This is a genomic window from Dolichospermum sp. UHCC 0352, assembly GCF_009711925.1.
GTDB classification, from domain to species: Bacteria; Cyanobacteriota; Cyanobacteriia; order Cyanobacteriales; family Nostocaceae; genus Dolichospermum; species Dolichospermum lemmermannii.
The window spans coordinates 1-16,503 of sequence record NZ_VIKY01000084.1; the positions used below are offsets into that span (position 1 = coordinate 1).

General features: G+C 37.0%; 16 protein-coding genes and 1 tRNA gene. 12 read left to right on the plus strand and 5 right to left on the minus strand.

The features are described from left to right. Window positions 1-213: 213 nt before the first annotated feature. On the minus strand, window positions 214-537 hold the full coding sequence (locus FJR06_RS05490; protein WP_015079226.1) for a DUF6825 family protein: 324 nt from the start codon (window positions 535-537) through the stop codon (window positions 214-216). Between the two features lie 234 nt (window positions 538-771). On the opposite strand from FJR06_RS05490, the gene FJR06_RS05495 reads away from it, so the two are divergent. The 3 genes from FJR06_RS05495 (at window position 772) to FJR06_RS05505 (ending at window position 5,363) form a co-directional block, all read left to right on the plus strand. Beyond that, on the plus strand, window positions 772-3,774 hold the full coding sequence (locus tag FJR06_RS05495; protein WP_168651026.1) for a type ISP restriction/modification enzyme: 3,003 nt from the start codon (window positions 772-774) through the stop codon (window positions 3,772-3,774). 109 nt (window positions 3,775-3,883) lie between these two features. Next, a complete protein-coding gene (locus tag FJR06_RS05500) occupies window positions 3,884-4,543 on the plus strand; it encodes a Uma2 family endonuclease (protein WP_015079224.1) in 660 nt (219 codons plus the stop codon). A 217-nt stretch (window positions 4,544-4,760) separates the two neighbouring features. Next, the gene (locus FJR06_RS05505; RefSeq protein ID WP_015079223.1) at window positions 4,761-5,363 is read left to right on the plus strand and encodes a hypothetical protein; all 603 of its coding nucleotides are present in this window, start codon (window positions 4,761-4,763) and stop codon (window positions 5,361-5,363) included. Window positions 5,364-5,419: 56 nt separating this feature from the next. Here FJR06_RS05505 and FJR06_RS05510 read toward each other — a convergent pair whose 3' ends face one another. Further along, entirely contained in the window at window positions 5,420-8,119 is a 2,700-nt protein-coding gene (locus FJR06_RS05510) for a CBS domain-containing protein (RefSeq protein WP_168651027.1), read from the minus strand. On the opposite strand from FJR06_RS05510, the gene FJR06_RS05515 reads away from it, so the two are divergent. The 3 genes from FJR06_RS05515 (at window position 8,095) to ribH (ending at window position 9,362) form a co-directional block, all read left to right on the plus strand. Beyond that, the gene (locus FJR06_RS05515; protein ID WP_168651028.1) at window positions 8,095-8,370 is read left to right on the plus strand and encodes a hypothetical protein; all 276 of its coding nucleotides are present in this window, start codon (window positions 8,095-8,097) and stop codon (window positions 8,368-8,370) included. The genes FJR06_RS05510 and FJR06_RS05515 overlap by 25 nt on opposite strands. Window positions 8,371-8,487: 117 nt before the next feature. Beyond that, complete coding sequence (gene psbZ, locus FJR06_RS05520) at window positions 8,488-8,676, plus strand: photosystem II reaction center protein PsbZ (protein WP_015079221.1); 189 nt, start codon at window positions 8,488-8,490, stop codon at window positions 8,674-8,676. A gap of 194 nt (window positions 8,677-8,870) precedes the next feature. Continuing rightward, entirely contained in the window at window positions 8,871-9,362 is a 492-nt protein-coding gene (gene ribH, locus FJR06_RS05525) for a 6,7-dimethyl-8-ribityllumazine synthase (RefSeq protein WP_168633957.1), read from the plus strand. On the opposite strand, the gene FJR06_RS05530 is transcribed toward ribH, so the two are convergent. Further along, window positions 9,328-9,612, minus strand: coding sequence for a hypothetical protein (locus tag FJR06_RS05530; RefSeq protein ID WP_168651025.1), 285 nt, complete (start codon window positions 9,610-9,612; stop codon window positions 9,328-9,330). The genes ribH and FJR06_RS05530 overlap by 35 nt on opposite strands. Before the next feature lie 68 nt (window positions 9,613-9,680). Between FJR06_RS05530 and FJR06_RS05535 the strand changes: the two genes are divergently transcribed. The 4 genes from FJR06_RS05535 (at window position 9,681) to FJR06_RS05550 (ending at window position 12,580) form a co-directional block, all read left to right on the plus strand. After that, a tRNA-Gly gene (locus FJR06_RS05535) sits at window positions 9,681-9,752 on the plus strand. A 202-nt stretch (window positions 9,753-9,954) separates the two neighbouring features. After that, window positions 9,955-10,362 (plus strand): hypothetical protein, encoded by a 408-nt coding sequence (locus tag FJR06_RS05540; RefSeq protein ID WP_015079219.1) that lies wholly within the window; start codon window positions 9,955-9,957, stop codon window positions 10,360-10,362. 4 nt (window positions 10,363-10,366) lie between these two features. Further along, complete coding sequence (locus tag FJR06_RS05545) at window positions 10,367-11,632, plus strand: glutamate-5-semialdehyde dehydrogenase (RefSeq protein ID WP_015079218.1); 1,266 nt, start codon at window positions 10,367-10,369, stop codon at window positions 11,630-11,632. A gap of 513 nt (window positions 11,633-12,145) precedes the next feature. Further along, window positions 12,146-12,580 carry a DUF29 domain-containing protein gene (locus FJR06_RS05550; RefSeq protein WP_015079217.1) on the plus strand — a complete coding sequence of 145 codons (435 nt, stop codon included), beginning with the start codon at window positions 12,146-12,148 and terminating at the stop codon, window positions 12,578-12,580. Window positions 12,581-12,637: 57 nt separating this feature from the next. On the opposite strand, the gene FJR06_RS05555 is transcribed toward FJR06_RS05550, so the two are convergent. Further along, window positions 12,638-13,720, minus strand: coding sequence for an ATP-binding protein (locus FJR06_RS05555; RefSeq protein WP_015079216.1), 1,083 nt, complete (start codon window positions 13,718-13,720; stop codon window positions 12,638-12,640). Between the two features lie 60 nt (window positions 13,721-13,780). On the opposite strand from FJR06_RS05555, the gene FJR06_RS05560 reads away from it, so the two are divergent. Beyond that, entirely contained in the window at window positions 13,781-14,440 is a 660-nt protein-coding gene (locus FJR06_RS05560) for a Uma2 family endonuclease (RefSeq protein WP_015079215.1), read from the plus strand. Between the two features lie 48 nt (window positions 14,441-14,488). Here the strand turns inward: FJR06_RS05560 and FJR06_RS05565 are convergent, their stop codons facing one another. Then, complete coding sequence (locus FJR06_RS05565; RefSeq protein ID WP_015079214.1) at window positions 14,489-14,965, minus strand: NAD(P)H-quinone oxidoreductase subunit N; 477 nt, start codon at window positions 14,963-14,965, stop codon at window positions 14,489-14,491. An 860-nt stretch (window positions 14,966-15,825) separates the two neighbouring features. Between FJR06_RS05565 and rplC the strand changes: the two genes are divergently transcribed. Further along, on the plus strand, window positions 15,826-16,464 hold the full coding sequence (rplC, locus tag FJR06_RS05570; protein WP_148762861.1) for a 50S ribosomal protein L3: 639 nt from the start codon (window positions 15,826-15,828) through the stop codon (window positions 16,462-16,464). Window positions 16,465-16,503: the final 39 nt, after the last annotated feature.

Here is a 16,503-nt window from a genome sequence, read left to right on the forward strand (position 1 = left end):
GGGTAAACAACTCATGGAATTACATATTAATTATGAAACAGTCACACCTTATAACCTGTCTCTTATACACATCTAGATGTGTATAAGAGACAGGTAGGGGGGCAGGGGGGCAGGGGAGAATATTTTTTCACATTACCAATTACCTATTACCTATTACCAATTACCAATTACCTATTACCTATTACCTATTACCCATTACCCATCACCTATTACCTATTTTGCAGCATTGCGATGCTTCTGCAATTCACTTCTTAATAGAGCGATTTCTGCCCTTAATTCGTCAATTTCTGTCTGTAAGTCTACTGGATCTCCACCAGATGAACTATTACCTGTGGTTGTACCAGTTGCAGACGATTCCGCTGCTCGATTAGCTCGTGCCATCACTTCTTCTGTAAACTGGCGTAGTTGCTCTTTAGTTTCAGCATCAAATTTGCCTAGTTCACTCAAAGCATCAGTCAAGGCGACTTCTACGCGCTCATTAATCACTTCAGCGACTGCTCTGCCTACGAAAAAGGCTTGCACAAGGGGATTACTCATAAATTTTTGTAAAGTTGCTCCGCAAAAAGAATTATAACCTGTATATAGCCCGTAATGCTTCTATCTGAAAGTTTTCTGAGGGGAATACAGTCACTGTGGAAACATGGCATTAACTGTCTTTACATTAGCGATCGCACAACTAAATCTACGTAGACAATGTAATAATATAGTAATATAAGTTGGGTGAAGTGATCGCACAACCCAACAAAACTTTTAATAATCCATTTTTTAATTATGTCTAGACTCCTGGTAACTCAATATCAAGCCGAAGTCGAAAAAATCATTCAATATGGTGGTTCTCGCAAAGAAACTTCTATTCGTGTGGCTTTTCAAAATCTCCTCAATGAATATTGCAAACCGAGAGATTTTTTACTGATTCCTGAATTAGATTATAGATTACCAAATGGTAAACTTGTTTATCCCGATGGCACAATTAAAGATGCTTTGCGGTTAGATTGGGGTTATTGGGAAAGCAAAGACCAATATGATAAATTAGATGAAGAAATAGAAAAGAAATTAAATAAAGGTTATCCCGATAGTAATATTTTATTTGAAGATTCCCAAACTGCGGTTTTAATTCAATCTAGCACAGAAACTATGCGGGTATCTATGCGCGACGCTGAGGCAGTAGATGGAATTATTACCAATTTTATTAATTATGTGCGTCCTGAAGTTAAGGATTTTCGGGAAGCGATAGAAATTTTTAAGCAAGATTTACCCACTGTATTAAATTCTCTCAGAGATTTGATAGATTGTCAAGGGGAAAATAACACATCTTTTCAAACTGCGCGGGATAAGTTTTGGGGAATTTGCAAAGAATCAATTAACCCAGAAATCAGTTTATTTGATATTCGGGAAATGATGATTCAGCATATTTTGACGGAAGATATTTTTATCAATATTTTTAATGAATCGCAATTTCACAGAGAAAATAATATTGCGGGGGAATTACAAAGGGTAATTTCTACCTTTTTTACCGGAAGCGTGAAGAAAAACACTTTGGGAACGATTGAAAGATATTATGCAGTTATTCGACGCACTGCGGCTAATATTTATAATCATCAAGAAAAACAGAAGTTTCTCAAAGCCTTATATGAGAATTTCTACAAAGCATATAATCCCAAAGCTGCGGATAGGTTAGGAATTGTCTATACTCCCAATGAAATTGTTAGGTTTATGATAGAAAGTACAGATTTTTTAGTACATAAACATTTTGGGAAGTTGTTAGCAGATAAGGATGTGGAAATTTTAGATCCTGCGACGGGAACGGGGACTTTTATTACTGAGTTGATTGATTATTTACCAAAGCAGAGTTTAGAACATAAGTATAAACATGAAATTCATTGTAATGAGGTGGCTATTTTACCTTATTACATTGCAAATTTGAATATTGAATACACCTATAAGCAGAAAATGGGGGTGTATGAGGAGTTTGAAAATATTTGTTTTGTGGATACTTTGGATAATACATCTTTTGCGGGTAAGCAATTGGATTTGTTTGCTATGAGTGTGGAGAATACCGCAAGAATCAAAAGACAGAATGATAGAACTATTTCTGTGATTATTGGTAATCCTCCTTATAATGCAAAACAGGAAAATTTTAATGATAATAATGCTAATCGTTATTATACTGCTATAGATAAGTTAATTAAGGAATCTTATATTAAATATAGTAAAGCGCAGAATAATATTGTTGTTTATGATATGTATACTCGGTTTATTAGATGGGCTGCTGATAGACTAGGTAAAAATGGGATTATTGCGTTTGTTTCTAATAGTTCTTTTATAAATTCTATTGCTTATGATGGTTTTAGAAAAGTTGTAGCTAAAGAATTTAATGAAATTCATGTTATTGACATGAAAGGTAATGCAAGAACAAGTGGAGAAAGACGACGCAAAGAAGGTGGTAATGTCTTTAGTGATGAAATTAGAGTAGGTATAGCTGTTTATTTTTTAATTAGGAATGAAAACGCGGAAGGTTTCAAAGTTTATTATAATGAAATTGATGATTATACAGATTCAGATGAAAAGAAAAAATATTTTAGTTCCCAAAAATTTAGAGATTTAGGTTTTACTCATCTTAAACCGGATAATAATGGTAATTGGATTAATCAATCTGATAATGATTTTGATAGTCTTTTACCTTTAGTTGATAAGGATGTAAAAGCGGGTAAAGGAGAAGAAGCGGTTTTTAAGTTATTTTCTAGAGGTATAGCAACACAAAGAGATGAATGGGTTTATGATTTATCAGAAACTGCGTTAGAACAAAAAGTAAAATTTTTAATTGAAGTTTATCAAGAAACATTAAAAGATTCAAATTACCCGAACAAGGATACAATTAAATGGGATAGAGAATTAAATAAATATTTAGATAGAAGAATCAATAAAACTTTTCAACCTGAACAAATTATAAAAAGTTCATACCGTCCTTTTTATAATCAGTATTTTTACTTTGATAAGCATTTTAATGGAATGACTTATCAATGGTTTGATATTTTAAATGAAAACGATACAGAAAACAAATATATAGCTTTTTCAGCGTCAGGAAATACAAAACCCTTTCATTGTTTAGGTAGTAACACAATTATTGATTTACATTTAACCGGTGATTCTCAATGTCTCCCCCTCTACCGTTACGACAAAGAAGGAAAACGCATTGATAATATTACCGACTGGGGACTAAAACAAATTCAAACCCATTACCAAGATGAAACAATTACCAAAATAGACATCTTTCATTATACCTACGCAGTCCTACATAACCCAGCTTATCGCAGCAAATACGAACTCAACCTTAAACGCGAATTTCCGCGTTTACCCTATTATGAAAACTTCCAAAAATGGGTTAACTGGGGTAAACAACTCATGGAATTACATATTAATTATGAAACAGTCACACCTTATAACTTAACCCGTCTTGATATTCCTTTAAAAGACAATCAAAAAACACCCAAAGCAAAATTAAAAGCCGATAAAACCAAAAATAGTATTATCCTAGATGATGTTACTACATTAGAAAATATTCCGAAAATAGCTTGGGAATATATGCTGGGTAATCGTTGTGCGTTAGAATGGATATTAGATCAATATAAAGAAAAGAAACCAAAAGATCCCACCATTGCGGAAAAATTCAATACTTATCGTTTCGCAGATTATAAAGAACAGGTAATTGATTTATTAATGAGAGTCTGTACCGTGAGTGTGGAAACAATGAATATAATTAAAGAAATGGAATAATCATGTATTCTGGTAGGTTGGGTTTCAGTCAGATCCCCGACTTCTTAAAGAAGTCGGGGATCTTGTAATTCGATGCTATAATCAACAAATAACGACTTGGTGTCATATTATGATGATTACTCAAGAATTAGAATGTAGAGAAAACATCTCTCAAGATGTGATTTTTCCCCCCAGTGATTTATATAGTGATGAACCTCCCGTGGAAACAGAACTACATTTAAGACAAATAATTCTCCTTTTCAAATGTCTAGAATGGTTGTGGAAAGATAGATATGATTTCTATGCTGCGGGAAATCTCACCATTTATTATAGTCCTAATCAGAAAAAATCAGAATATTTCCGAGGTCCTGATTTCTTTGTTGTGCTAGGAACAGAACGCAAAACTCGGAAAAGTTGGGTAGTTTGGAATGAAGACGGTAAATATCCCAATGTAATTTTAGAAATTCTCTCACCAACTACAGCGAATACAGATAGAGAATACAAAAAAGAACTTTATCAAAATACTTTCCGCACACCGGATTATTTTTGGTTTGATCCTTATACACTAGAATTTGCAGGTTTTCATTTATTAGATGGAAAATATCAACCTCTAGAAGCAAATGAAAAAGGACATTTATGGAGTGAACAATTAGATTTATATTTGGGAATTCATGAGGGATTATTGCGGTATTTCACACCAGAAGGAAAGCTAGTTTTTACCCCTGAAGAAACCGCAGAACGTTTAGCAGCAAAATTGCGGGAATTAAATATAGATCCTGATACAATTTAATCTAAAATCAAATGTAGGTTGGGTTAAGCGATAGCGAAGCGCTCCGCAGGAATCGCGCAACCCAACAAAAGTTTTAATAATATGTTTTAATAATATGATGTTGGGTTTCGTTCCGATTGCTCCGCGTTCACGCAGTGTCCCGCAGGGATACGTTTACGTTCCACAACCCAACCTACGGAACTAAACTCTGTTTTTGTAGCAAAAATTAATTATAACTATGCCCTACAGTGATTTTACACTAAAAAAAGTCCGTCAGGATTTAGCGATCGCCATCCATGAAGGAGGACGGTTTTTTCCAGATGTGCCTGTTGTAAAACCTGATGATTTGCTACGTCAAGAACTAGAAGAAGGTTTACCATTGGTACTTGCAAGGGGTAGTGAAAAAGCCCGTTCTGAATGGATTATTAGCCCTGTATTAACAGCAGTTCGACGATTATTAGATCGTCAAATTAGCCTTTTTTCTGGAGAAGATTTTACCGTTGATTCTAGTATTGGACTCAATGGTATTTGTGACTTTCTGATTAGTAAATCACTAAGCCAATTAGAAATTCAAGCTCCAGTAGTTATAATTATAGAAGCAAAAAAAGAAAATCTTAATGGTGGTTTAGGTCAGTGTATTGCAGAAATGGTAGCTGCCCAAAAATTTAATGCTGCTAATAATGTCAACATTCCCATAATTTTCGGTTCTGTCACCAGTGGAACTACTTGGAAATTTTTAAAACTGGAGGGTAATTCAGTCACTATTGATATTACTGAATATCCATTGCCACCAGTTGAGCCAATTTTATCATTTCTAACATGGATGTTATCAGTAAATTAATATTGTATTTGCTGGATGTTTGAATTTGCATATCAACCTCATATTTTTAAGATCAATTACCCAGGATAATGCTTGGTTAGAAATTCTTGTGCTTCCGCTTTATCCTTAATTATACCATCTACAGTAGCAGTTAATAAATCATCAAGCATTTGCTTATATTGGGGACTAGGTTTATAACCCAATTGTTTTAAATCATTCCCATTTAATAGCGGTTGAATATTTCCCCAATTTGTTAAATATTGCCAAATCCGTCTTCTGATTTTGCGGGGACTTTGTAAAGCAATTAAAATTAAAGTCTGCAAATCATATCTTTTGAGTAAATAAATAGTTTGACTGGGTTTTTCAAAAGTCGGTAATAATGTAATTATCTCAGCTTGAATTTGAGATAATTTCTCTAATCTGACAATACTATCATCAACTAATTGCAGATTTCTAGCTACTTTTCCCCGATATTCTGGTTGTAAATAGGCAATTAATACTTCTAGACGCATTTGCCAATTTATTAAAGTTTGTTTTTTGTCAAATTTCCTTAAACAGTGTTTTAATAAATTTAATTGTCGAGAAAGTTCCACATCTAATTTTAAAGTAGGATGAATACATTGTAAAGCCCCCAAATTATCCAATAATTCTAAAGCTGATTGCCAATAATCTGCTGCTAATATATATTTTAATTCAGTTTTTAGTCGAGTTTGCAAAGCCGGAGTTTTACTATTTTCTTGACTAGTCCGATCATAAACTCCGCTATTTATGGCATAACGAATATAAGTTTCTGTTTGTGGTTCTAGAGAAAATCCAAACCGCACTGCAAACCGCACACCGCGATAAATCCGAGTCGGATCTTCAATAAAACTATTAGCGTGTAAAATTCTAACTTGCTGATTTTGTAAGTCTATAAAACCACCAAAGAAATCTAATAATTCACCAGCACGAGGAGAAGTTAACCTTAAAGCCATGGCATTAATCGTAAAATCTCGCCGATATAAATCTTGCCGAATAGAACTAGCTTCAACCTCTGGATTAGCTGCTGGGTAAGGATAAAATTCAGTTCTAGCTGTGGCAATATCCACCCATAAGGAATCTAATACTAAATCTTTATGCCATAACAAAGCCGCAGTTTGAAAAGCACCATGAATTTCTAATCTGGCATTTTGATAAATTTGCTGTAAGGCTTTAGCTAATTCTACCCCTGCACCAACGTCTGCGGTTTTATGAAAACCATCAACGACTAAATCAATATCATTAATTATCAAACTGCGATTTTCCGCTTTTGATAATAGCAAATCTCGCACTGCACCACCAACTAAATAAAGATGCCAACCGCGTTTTTCTGCTTCTTGCGATGCTGTAGTCAGTAATTGCCAAAGTTGAGGAGTAAGACGTTTTTCTAATTCCGTACTTAGTCCTAAATCCTGAGAATCTTTTTCAGTTATTGATTCTAGATTTTGAATTGTTAATTGATGTAATTCTCTTAAAATATCGGTGCGGGTGACAATACCAACTAATTGCCCATTTTCTAATACTGGTAATCTGCCAATATCATAAGTCACCATTAAAGACTCAATTTCTGGTAAAGAGGTGTCAGGGGTAATTGTCTTTAAATTACTTGTCATATAACCTTTAACTGGTGCATGACTAAATCCATGATGTAAGGCAATATCTAAATCTCGACGGGAAATAATTCCAATTAATAAATCTTGGCTATTCACTACAGATAAACCTGAATGTCCATAACGTAATAAAATCCGCTGGGCTTCGGCTATAGTAGTATCAGGGCGAATTGTCCGCACTGGAGAAGACATCAAATCTCTAGCTGTGGGAGGATGGGGAATTTGGGCTTTTAAACCATCTAATAATTGTTGTAAAATTGGTTGTGAATCTGTAGTGCGAAGATTAAAAGATGCGGCTTGAGAATGTCCACCACCACCATGAGGTTGAAATAAGGAATTAAGATTTGTTTGGGGAATTTGCGTTCTGCCAATTACTGTTAAGCGCCAATCATTTTCACCTAAAGGATATTCATTTGCTAACAGTACAGCATCGGTTTCTGTTAAATCAATAATTTCGGAAGCTAAACCTGATAAACCAGGGACAAAACCATCGGTTTTTAGTGTTAACCAAGCAATGGTATATCCCCGCAAACAAAGATATTGTAAATCTTCTAAAGCTGCACTTAACAATTGTTGTAATTGTGGTGATAAACCAGGATCACGATAAGTAGAAATAACTGATAAATTTGCCCCTTGCTGCATTAGCCAAGCCAACGCTAAAGCATCTCTGGCTGTAGATTGTTTATAGGTTAATGAACCTGTATCCACATGAATACCCAAAGCCATTACAGTTGCTTGGGCAGAATTTAAAGAAATATTATTTTTTTGCAATTCTTCTACCATTAAGGTAGTTGTCGCCCCCACTTCGTCAATATATAATTGAGTGCTGGGAATGTCTCTTTCCTGTCCAAAATGATGATCGTAAACAATGATTTCTTGGACATTGGGTAAATCGAACCAGATAGCAGCTTTACCCAAGCGATCGCGCTTTTGAGTATCCACAACCATTAAAGAGCGAATTTTTTCAGGATTTACCGAACGTCTTTCAATTAGCGGATACTCGTCACGATGTAACGCTAAAAAGTCCCGCACAGGAGGATGTGCGCCCCCAGTCAAGACAATTTTACTCCCTGGTTTGAGACAAGTTAACCCCACTGCTGCCCCCAAAGCGTCAAAATCCGCAGTTGTGTGACAAAGAATTAAATCCATATATTTTTAAGATAGGAGTCAGGAGTCAGGAGAAAGAAGGAGTCAGGAGTCAGGAGTCAGGAGAAAGAAGGAGTCAGGAGTCAGGAGTCAGGAGTCAGGAGAAAGAAGGAAGAAGGAAGAAGGAAGTAGAAGTTAGAGAATATAATTTTTATCTTAATCAATTTCCCAATCACCAATTACCAATCACCAATTACCTAAAGAAAAAACAGATTGGCGGATCAGAAGTGAGCAACTGTTACAACCAGACGTAAAATATTAATTGATCAGGTGATGCCTTATGAGTTCATAAGGTTCACTGAAAACCCTAGACTGTTTATACAGCAGCAGTTCTGGGAAAACTAAGATTTAGTTATGTTGGGAAAAACAAAATGAGCATAGTATTTCAAATCGCTTTAATATCATTAGTCTTGTTCTCCTTCGTGCTTGTGATTGGTGTACCTGTTGTTTACGCCACTCCTCAAAACTGGGTAGAATCTAAAAAACTACTCTGGGTTGGTTCGGGTATTTGGGCGGCTTTAGTCGTGTTAGTTGGTATATTAAACTTTTTTGTGATTTAGTTGAATGCTTTAATCATTCACTAACGCATACCATATACTCTATTAAGAGCAGAAAAGCTTAGGTAAAGAGTTAAACAGAAAAAATTTTCTTTTTCTAAACGACTTTTTCCTGATTGTGCTTTCCTGCTCTTCTATTTTGATGGCAGAAAAGTATATTGGTAAAGCAGTTATTGTAAATTTATTTAGAGGCAGTTATGGCAGTTTTTGAAGGAAATTTTCAGCACACCGAGTCTTTGCGCTTTGCATTGATCATTGCTCGCTTTAATGATCTTGTCACCATGAAACTCGTAGAAGGATGTAAAGATTGCTTAAAACGTCATGGTATAGATCCTGATCCAGAAGGACAGCAAGTAGACTATGTTTGGGTTCCCGGTAGTTTTGAAGTGGCCAATGTAGCCCGTCAATTAGCAATGTCTGGCCGTTATGATGCCATAATTTGCCTGGGTGCAGTCATCAAAGGACAAACACCGCATTTTGATTATGTATCATCGGAAGTTTCTAAAGGTATTGCTGCGGCCAGTTTCCAAACAGGTGTGCCGGTAATTTTCGGGATTTTGACCACAGATACCATGCAGCAAGCCCTAGAACGAGCCGGCATCAAGAGTAATCATGGTTGGGAATATGCCATGAACGCCATAGAAATGGCGACTCTCATGCGGCAATTACGCCCGAATTTAGCAGGTTAATTGGGTAATGGGTGATAGGTAATGGGTAATGGGTAATTGGTAATTGGTAATTGGTAATTGGTAATTGGTAATTGGTAATTGGTAATGACAACTGTACGGGCGAAGCATTTGGAGAACTATTTTTGGCAATGACCGATAATTTATCTTCCAAATGCTTCGCCCCTACTGACTTTACGGGCGAAGCATTTGGAGAACTATTTTTGGCAATGACCGATAATGTATCTTCCAAATGCTTCGCCCCTACTGACAAAAAAAGAATTTAATTTGGGGGTTGACAAAGCTGAATATATCTGGAATAATAAGTTTATTGGTGAGTTCGCGGGTGTAGCTCAGTGGTAGAGCGCAACCTTGCCAAGGTTGATGTCGTGGGTTCGAATCCCATCACCCGCTTTCTAGTTAAAGTTGATATATTAAAGTAACACTAAAGATTTTCCATCTCTACTAAATTGGTAGATGATGGATTTTTAGGTTAGGAGTTTGTTAGTAGACTTTCCCAGCTATATCATTAGACGTAATTTTAGAGTTTCCCATACTGATTTTCAGGAAAATTGGGGAATAATGTAAAAAACCGCCCAAGTTATTCATCTTGCTTGTGCAACCTCAAAAACCAGATAAAATTGACTTAAATACGGAATACGCTTGTCCTTGTCGTCGCAAGGGACATTTGATTCCTATCACGCTAACAGAAGCTTTCGGATGCGATCGCTGTCAGCAGATTTTTGTTGTCGAAGAAAATGGATATGTATTAGAGCAACTTTCTACTACCTATCCATATAAACGTGCTTGGCGTTGGAAAGGTAATAATTGGCAAATTGTTCAACCCGGATTAGGACAAAACTATTTGCCAGTAGCACTCAGCATTATTTTTGTGTTAGTGATTATATGGCTACCATTAGCTCTACGATTGGCTAATAGTTCCAATATCATAGCTTGGACAATTGTAGCAGTGCTATTGGTAATTCTGCCAGCACTAATGGTCTGGCTTACTTACAGACGTTAACTCCATGACAGGTGAAGTGATTGATGATTACCCCGAACCTATGACAAGTGCTAACCGCGCTTTTCAGGCTTCCCTGAAATTGGGAACGACTAAGGGGATAGATAGGAGTCGCGCTGTGTTAGCAATGGCACAAGCGATAGAAAGTGATTTTGATGAAATTCTCGAAGCTAATACTCTGGATTTAGAAGCAAGTCGAGAAATGGCAGTTCCCGAATTAATTTTGGACTGGTTGAAGCTAACTCCCTCTCGGTTGGAGAATACAATCAAAATTCTGCAACGATTGGGAGAATTATCTGATCCTTTACGACGGGTGAGAACTGCTGATTATCAACAGGAAGACTCTCAAAGCTATACTCAATTAATGCCTTTAGGGGTGATTGCCTTTATTTATGAGGCTTTCCCCGATTTAGGGGCGATCGCTGCTGGTTTTTGCATAAAAACTGGCAATAGTATTATTCTTAAAGGTAGTACGGAAGCTAGTAACTCCAATACAGCGATCGCTAACGCCTTGCAAACAGCCATTACTAAAGTCGGATTACCCGCAGGTTGTGTAGAATTAATCACCGCTGAACATGGTGCTTCAGTGCGAGATTTAGTTACCCAAGATCAGTATTTAAGTTTAGTTATTCCCTACGGACGTTCCAGTTTAATTCAACAGGTGGTCAGACAAGCAACCTGCCCAGTGTTAAAATCAGCAATGGGTAATTGTTATCTGTATTGGTCAATCAACAGTAGCTTAGAAATGATTCGCTGGATGATTATGGATAGCCATGAAAGCGAACCAGATCAAGTCAATGCCATTGAAAAAGTTTTAGTGCATCGTCAAGCCTTACCATCTTCCTTATCAGTGCTGTGGAGTAGTTTAAAAGAAAAAGGTTTTCAACTCAAAGGAGATGCAGAACTAGTTGCAGCATTTCCCCAATTGCAATTAGCCAAAGATGAAGAATGGGGAACACCGTATTTAACCAAAACAGTAGCTTTTAAGTTAGTAGATAGTTTAGAAAGTGCGATCGCTTGGATTAATCAATATAGTAGCAGTCATGCTGATAGTATTGTCACAGAGTCTTACCAAGAAAGTCGCCAATTTGCATTAGGAGTAAATAGCGCCTCCACCTACATAAATGCTTCCCCTCGTTTTTCTCGTCACTCCTCACGGGGAGAGGCTGTATTTTTAGGAATGTCCAATCAAAAAGGACATCGCAGGGGATTTATTAGTTTGGAAACATTGACGACGGTGAAGCATATTGTTCAGGGAAATGGACGGTTTTAGGGAAAATGTCTGAATCAGGATATCCAGGATTTAAAGATGAACAGGATTTTATTATTTTCATCTTCTTCATATTCTTCACATCCTGAAAATCTGAACACGGATTTAGCGAATTAAAGGATGAACAGGACTTTTAGGGAAAATGTCTGAATCAGGATTTCCAGGATTTAAGGATGAACAGGATTTCATTATCTTCATCTCATTCATATTCTTAATATCCTAAAAATCCTCAAATCCTGAGTATCCTGATTCAGACAAATTCACATCCTGAAAATCCTAAAATCCTGGAAATCCTGATTCAGACAAATTCCTATCCTGAAAATCCTTAAATCGGTGGAAATCCTGATTCAGACAAATTCCTATCCTGAAAATCCTTAAATCCTGGAAATCCTGATTCAGACAAATTCACATCCTAAAAATCCTAAAATCCTGAGTATCCTGATTCAGACAAATTCACATCCTGGATATCCTGATTCTGACAATTAAATAATATATAGTAATTTACAGGTAAAAACCATGAATACACTGTACAATTCTGATTTTTATAGCTGGACAAAAACACAAGCACAACTACTCAAAGAAGAAAAATGGGAAACACTAGATAAACTCAACTTAATTGAAGAAATAGAAACATTGGGAAGACAAGAAAGAAGAGAATTAACCAACCGTTTAGCCTTGTTATTAGGACACCTACTAAAATGGCAACATCAACCAGAAAAACGTAGTAATAGTTGGTTAGCAACAATTCGAGAACAACGGACTCAAATCAACCGAATATTAGCAGATAGTCCCAGCTTAAAATCCTATTTAGAAGAAGCCTTTTTATTAAGTTATCAAGATGGAATTAACTTAGCAGTCAAAGAAACAAACCTCCCCTATGAAACCTTTCCAGAAAATTGTCATTATGAAATCACACAAATATTAGAACCTGAATTTTTACCAGAATTGTAACCTTCTAACCTTCTTCCTTCGCGCCTTTGCACCTTAGCGTCTTTGCGCGAAACAAAATTAACTCAACCGTTCCCGCAACCATAAAGCCAACAAAGGCATAGCTAACCGATAACCATGTTCAGCATCATAAATCAAACCCTTATGCTGTAAACCAGTTAACGCCCCTTGTAGACTTCCACCCCGTGAAAGTCCATGCTTTTGAATATACTCCTTACTCTGAGGTTTATCAGTAGGATCAATAGCCAAAGACTCTAATAAATGTACCTGATTTGCTGGTAACAACATCAGCAAAGATTCATAAGTCATAGATAAATCTTTCAATAATCCGGCTATAGCCTTTTGCACATCTTCCTCCCGAATTAATCCATCTGCACAGTGCGACGCAGATAACCGCCGAATAATCGCCATCCCATCGCCAATATGTCCCTGTACTGCCTCTAAAAATAGCTGTAAAGCCTGACTATGACAATCAAAAGTAAAACCTTGCGTATGTAAAATTTCCCTCGCCCACAAGGCTAAAATATCCTTAGCTAAAGGGGCTAATTGGATAGTTTCTAGGGGATAATTAGTATCATCTGAATGTTGGCTAGACTCAGCAATGGTGGCTATTAGTACATAGCTAACATGAGGATAAGCCTTAACTTCTTTCCTAAATGTAGTTTCCCATAAACCATGACGATCCCAAGAACGAATATGGGGAAAACTTTCTAAAATCAGCAATATGCGGTGATTTAAATCAACCGCCATTATTTCCAATAAGTCTAACAAACTGGCGAAAGCTTGCCATAGTTGTTCCTGTTCCAAAGAACGAATTAGTTTTAGTTGACTTTCAGAATTAAAAGTAAAAAATTCCGAAGTATTTTCATTTAACCAGATTTGAATTTTTTCCGCTTCCCAATTTTGACTAATCGCTTCCGCTAATAGTTGCACAAATCTCTCTGCTTCTGTAGCGCGAATGCAGTCTATTTCCAAGATAACTGTATTCACCTCCTGTGCTGCACCTCTCACTAAAGTGCGTCTCCCACTACCAGGGACTCCAGTAATTAACAAATCACCATCCTTTGCCAGTATTTCAATAATCCGCTGAAACTCTACAGAACGTCCAATTAATTGTAAGGGAGTAGACAAATTTAAATTCACTCGATTCTCGCTTTTGCGTAATATATTATAATAACTATTAAGCTAAATTTAAGGGCAACTATGGTTAGTACAATCACTAAACCAAACAATATTACCCCAGAAACTACCCCCGCAGAACAGCGAGTAGTTTTCCACAATATCAGTTGGCAAAATTATCAGCAAATTTTAGCAGCATTAGGGCAAAGTCGTTCCTCTCGACTTATCTATGATCAAGGGACATTAGAAATTACCATGCCTTTAGAAGAACATGAAAGTGCTACCAGATTAATTGAACGATTCATCTGCATTTTGGTAGAAGAAATGGGTTTAAAAATTAAGACAATGGGTTCAACTACCTTAAATCGTGATGATTTACAAAGAAGTGCTGAACCGGATAACTGTTATTACATTCAAAATCAACCTCAAGTAGTTGGGAAAAAAGTTGATTTAAATGAAGATCCACCACCCGACTTAATTGTAGAAGTAGATATTACTCATACTGACATCAATAAACTTGCTTTTTATGCCAGCATGGGAGTACCAGAATTTTGGCGTTATAACGGTGAAATAGTGCTATTTTATCAACTTCAAAATCATCAATATGTTGAAGGAGAAAAAAGTCCCACATTTTCTATAATCACCAAAGAAAAACTTTATCAATTTTTGCAAGATTGCCAAATAGATGAAGTGCAAGCTAGTAAATCCTTTCGTACTTGGGTACAACAGGAAATACAGAATTAGAAATAATTGCATAGTAGGGGCGGGGTTTTCCCCACCCTGACAATTTGCTTAACTAGCTAACAGTGTCTTTTCCAAAGGAGTCCAGCGGAAAATGCGATCGCCACCTCTCTCAATTACCACCTTAACCCGTGGTTCTAACTTAGGCAAATTCATCAAATACTCAACTTCCTGATCAGAAAGAATATTTCCCTCAATAATCCACAACACCAACCCCTTAGACTTAGGAGGTAATTGTGCCAAATGAGAACTGATCATTGGTGGTAAATAATATACATCACCCACCGCCGCACCACTACTATTGCTTCTTTTGCCTAAATGTGGTGGTCTGACACCATGAACTTGCATCAGATACGCAGCCACATCACCCAGTCCTCTCGCAGTAATATGCAATGCAACATAGCCAGTCGCCCGTAATCGGCGCAGATAGCGCCCTTCATAGCCCCCCTCCAGAGGAACATAAACACCCAACGCCCCAAATTTCTCCAAATTGCGGATGAAACCGTTGCCAGTGGTAATTAGTGCCATAGATTTTTCTCCTATCCCACTTAGATATCTCTATTATTCACTCTCTAGTGGTAGATTAAGTTAAATGAAGCAGGATATTTTTCCCAATCTTGAAAATTCAAAACCGGAATATGGGTAATTTTTCCTACCTCCGCCTCAGCATCCCATCACAAAGCAAAAAAATACTAGACAAAAAGTCATGAATAGTTTATATTATTAGATTGTGACCGAATAGTATAATTAGCTAGGCATCTTTCTTATTTAGAGTTTCTAGTTAGTCCTAGCATCTGAGTTTCTAGTTAGTTTCCCTAAAAGAATAAAACTGGCTGACTCCATAAGAGACTGCTAAACTAAAAAAGCTTTCAGGTCAAATCAAGAGCCAAATTCATATTTAAGCTCTCACACCAAATCACTCCCGTAAATCCTAAAAAAATTAGGCAAAATCTTAAACAATAGTTTAGGGTATGAAAATAAGTAGTTCCTTAGCAATAATGTTGGTTTCATGGCATTATGTTAAGACTAAGGAAAAGGATACTGAGGGTCAATAACCACTTAAGTCCTGCTACCACGGTAGAGTGCCAAAGCAACTGCTTGGACAAAAGCATTGCTGCACACAGCGCAAAGCCATCAAGCCTCGCATTGGATTCCAGAAGTAATACCTTCTCCATAGAGTAGGCACTTATTCCTGTTATTGTGATTGAGTAAGTGAAAATAAACAAATTCACTAAAGCAAAAGGGACAAAAATTGTTGCGTCGCCGAGAATTTGCACTGTTTAACGCCAGTCCAAATTTCAGAGGTAAAGTTTACACTCAAGCGACAGTGACAAAAGCTGTCCCCATTCGACTTCCAAAAAAATAGAACGAAAGGAGAACCAGTAACTGTGTCTGTAGGTATTCTCGGCACCAAGCTGGGCATGACCCAAATATTTGATGAAGCAGGAGTCTCCATTCCTGTTACCGTCATCAAAGCCGGTCCATGCACCGTTACACAAGTTAAAACGAAACAGACCGACGGTTACTCTGCCATTCAGGTTGGTTATGGCGAAGTTAAACCCAAGTCACTGAACAGACCATTGTTGGGACATTTGGCTAAATCCTCCGCCCCACCAGTCCGTCATCTGAATGAATATCGCACCGATAGCACTGGTGATTATGCTTTAGGTCAAGAAATTAAAGCAGATATTTTTAGTGCCGGTGAAATTGTAGATGTAGTTGGTACAAGTATTGGTCGCGGTTTTGCCGGTAACCAGAAGCGTAACAACTTTGCTCGCGGTCCCATGTCACACGGTTCCAAAAACCATAGAGCGCCAGGTTCTATCGGTGCTGGGACAACCCCAGGTCGTGTTTATCCCGGTAAAAGGATGGCAGGACGTTTGGGCGGTACTCGTGTCACAATTCGCAAACTGACAGTAATACGAGTAGATGCAGAACGCAACTTAATCATCATTAAAGGAGCTATTCCTGGCAAACCAGGAGCTTTAGTGAGCGTCGTTCCTGCAACTATAGTTGGCAAAAAATAGTCATTTAGTCATTGGTTAGGGGCAAAAAAAGACAACTAA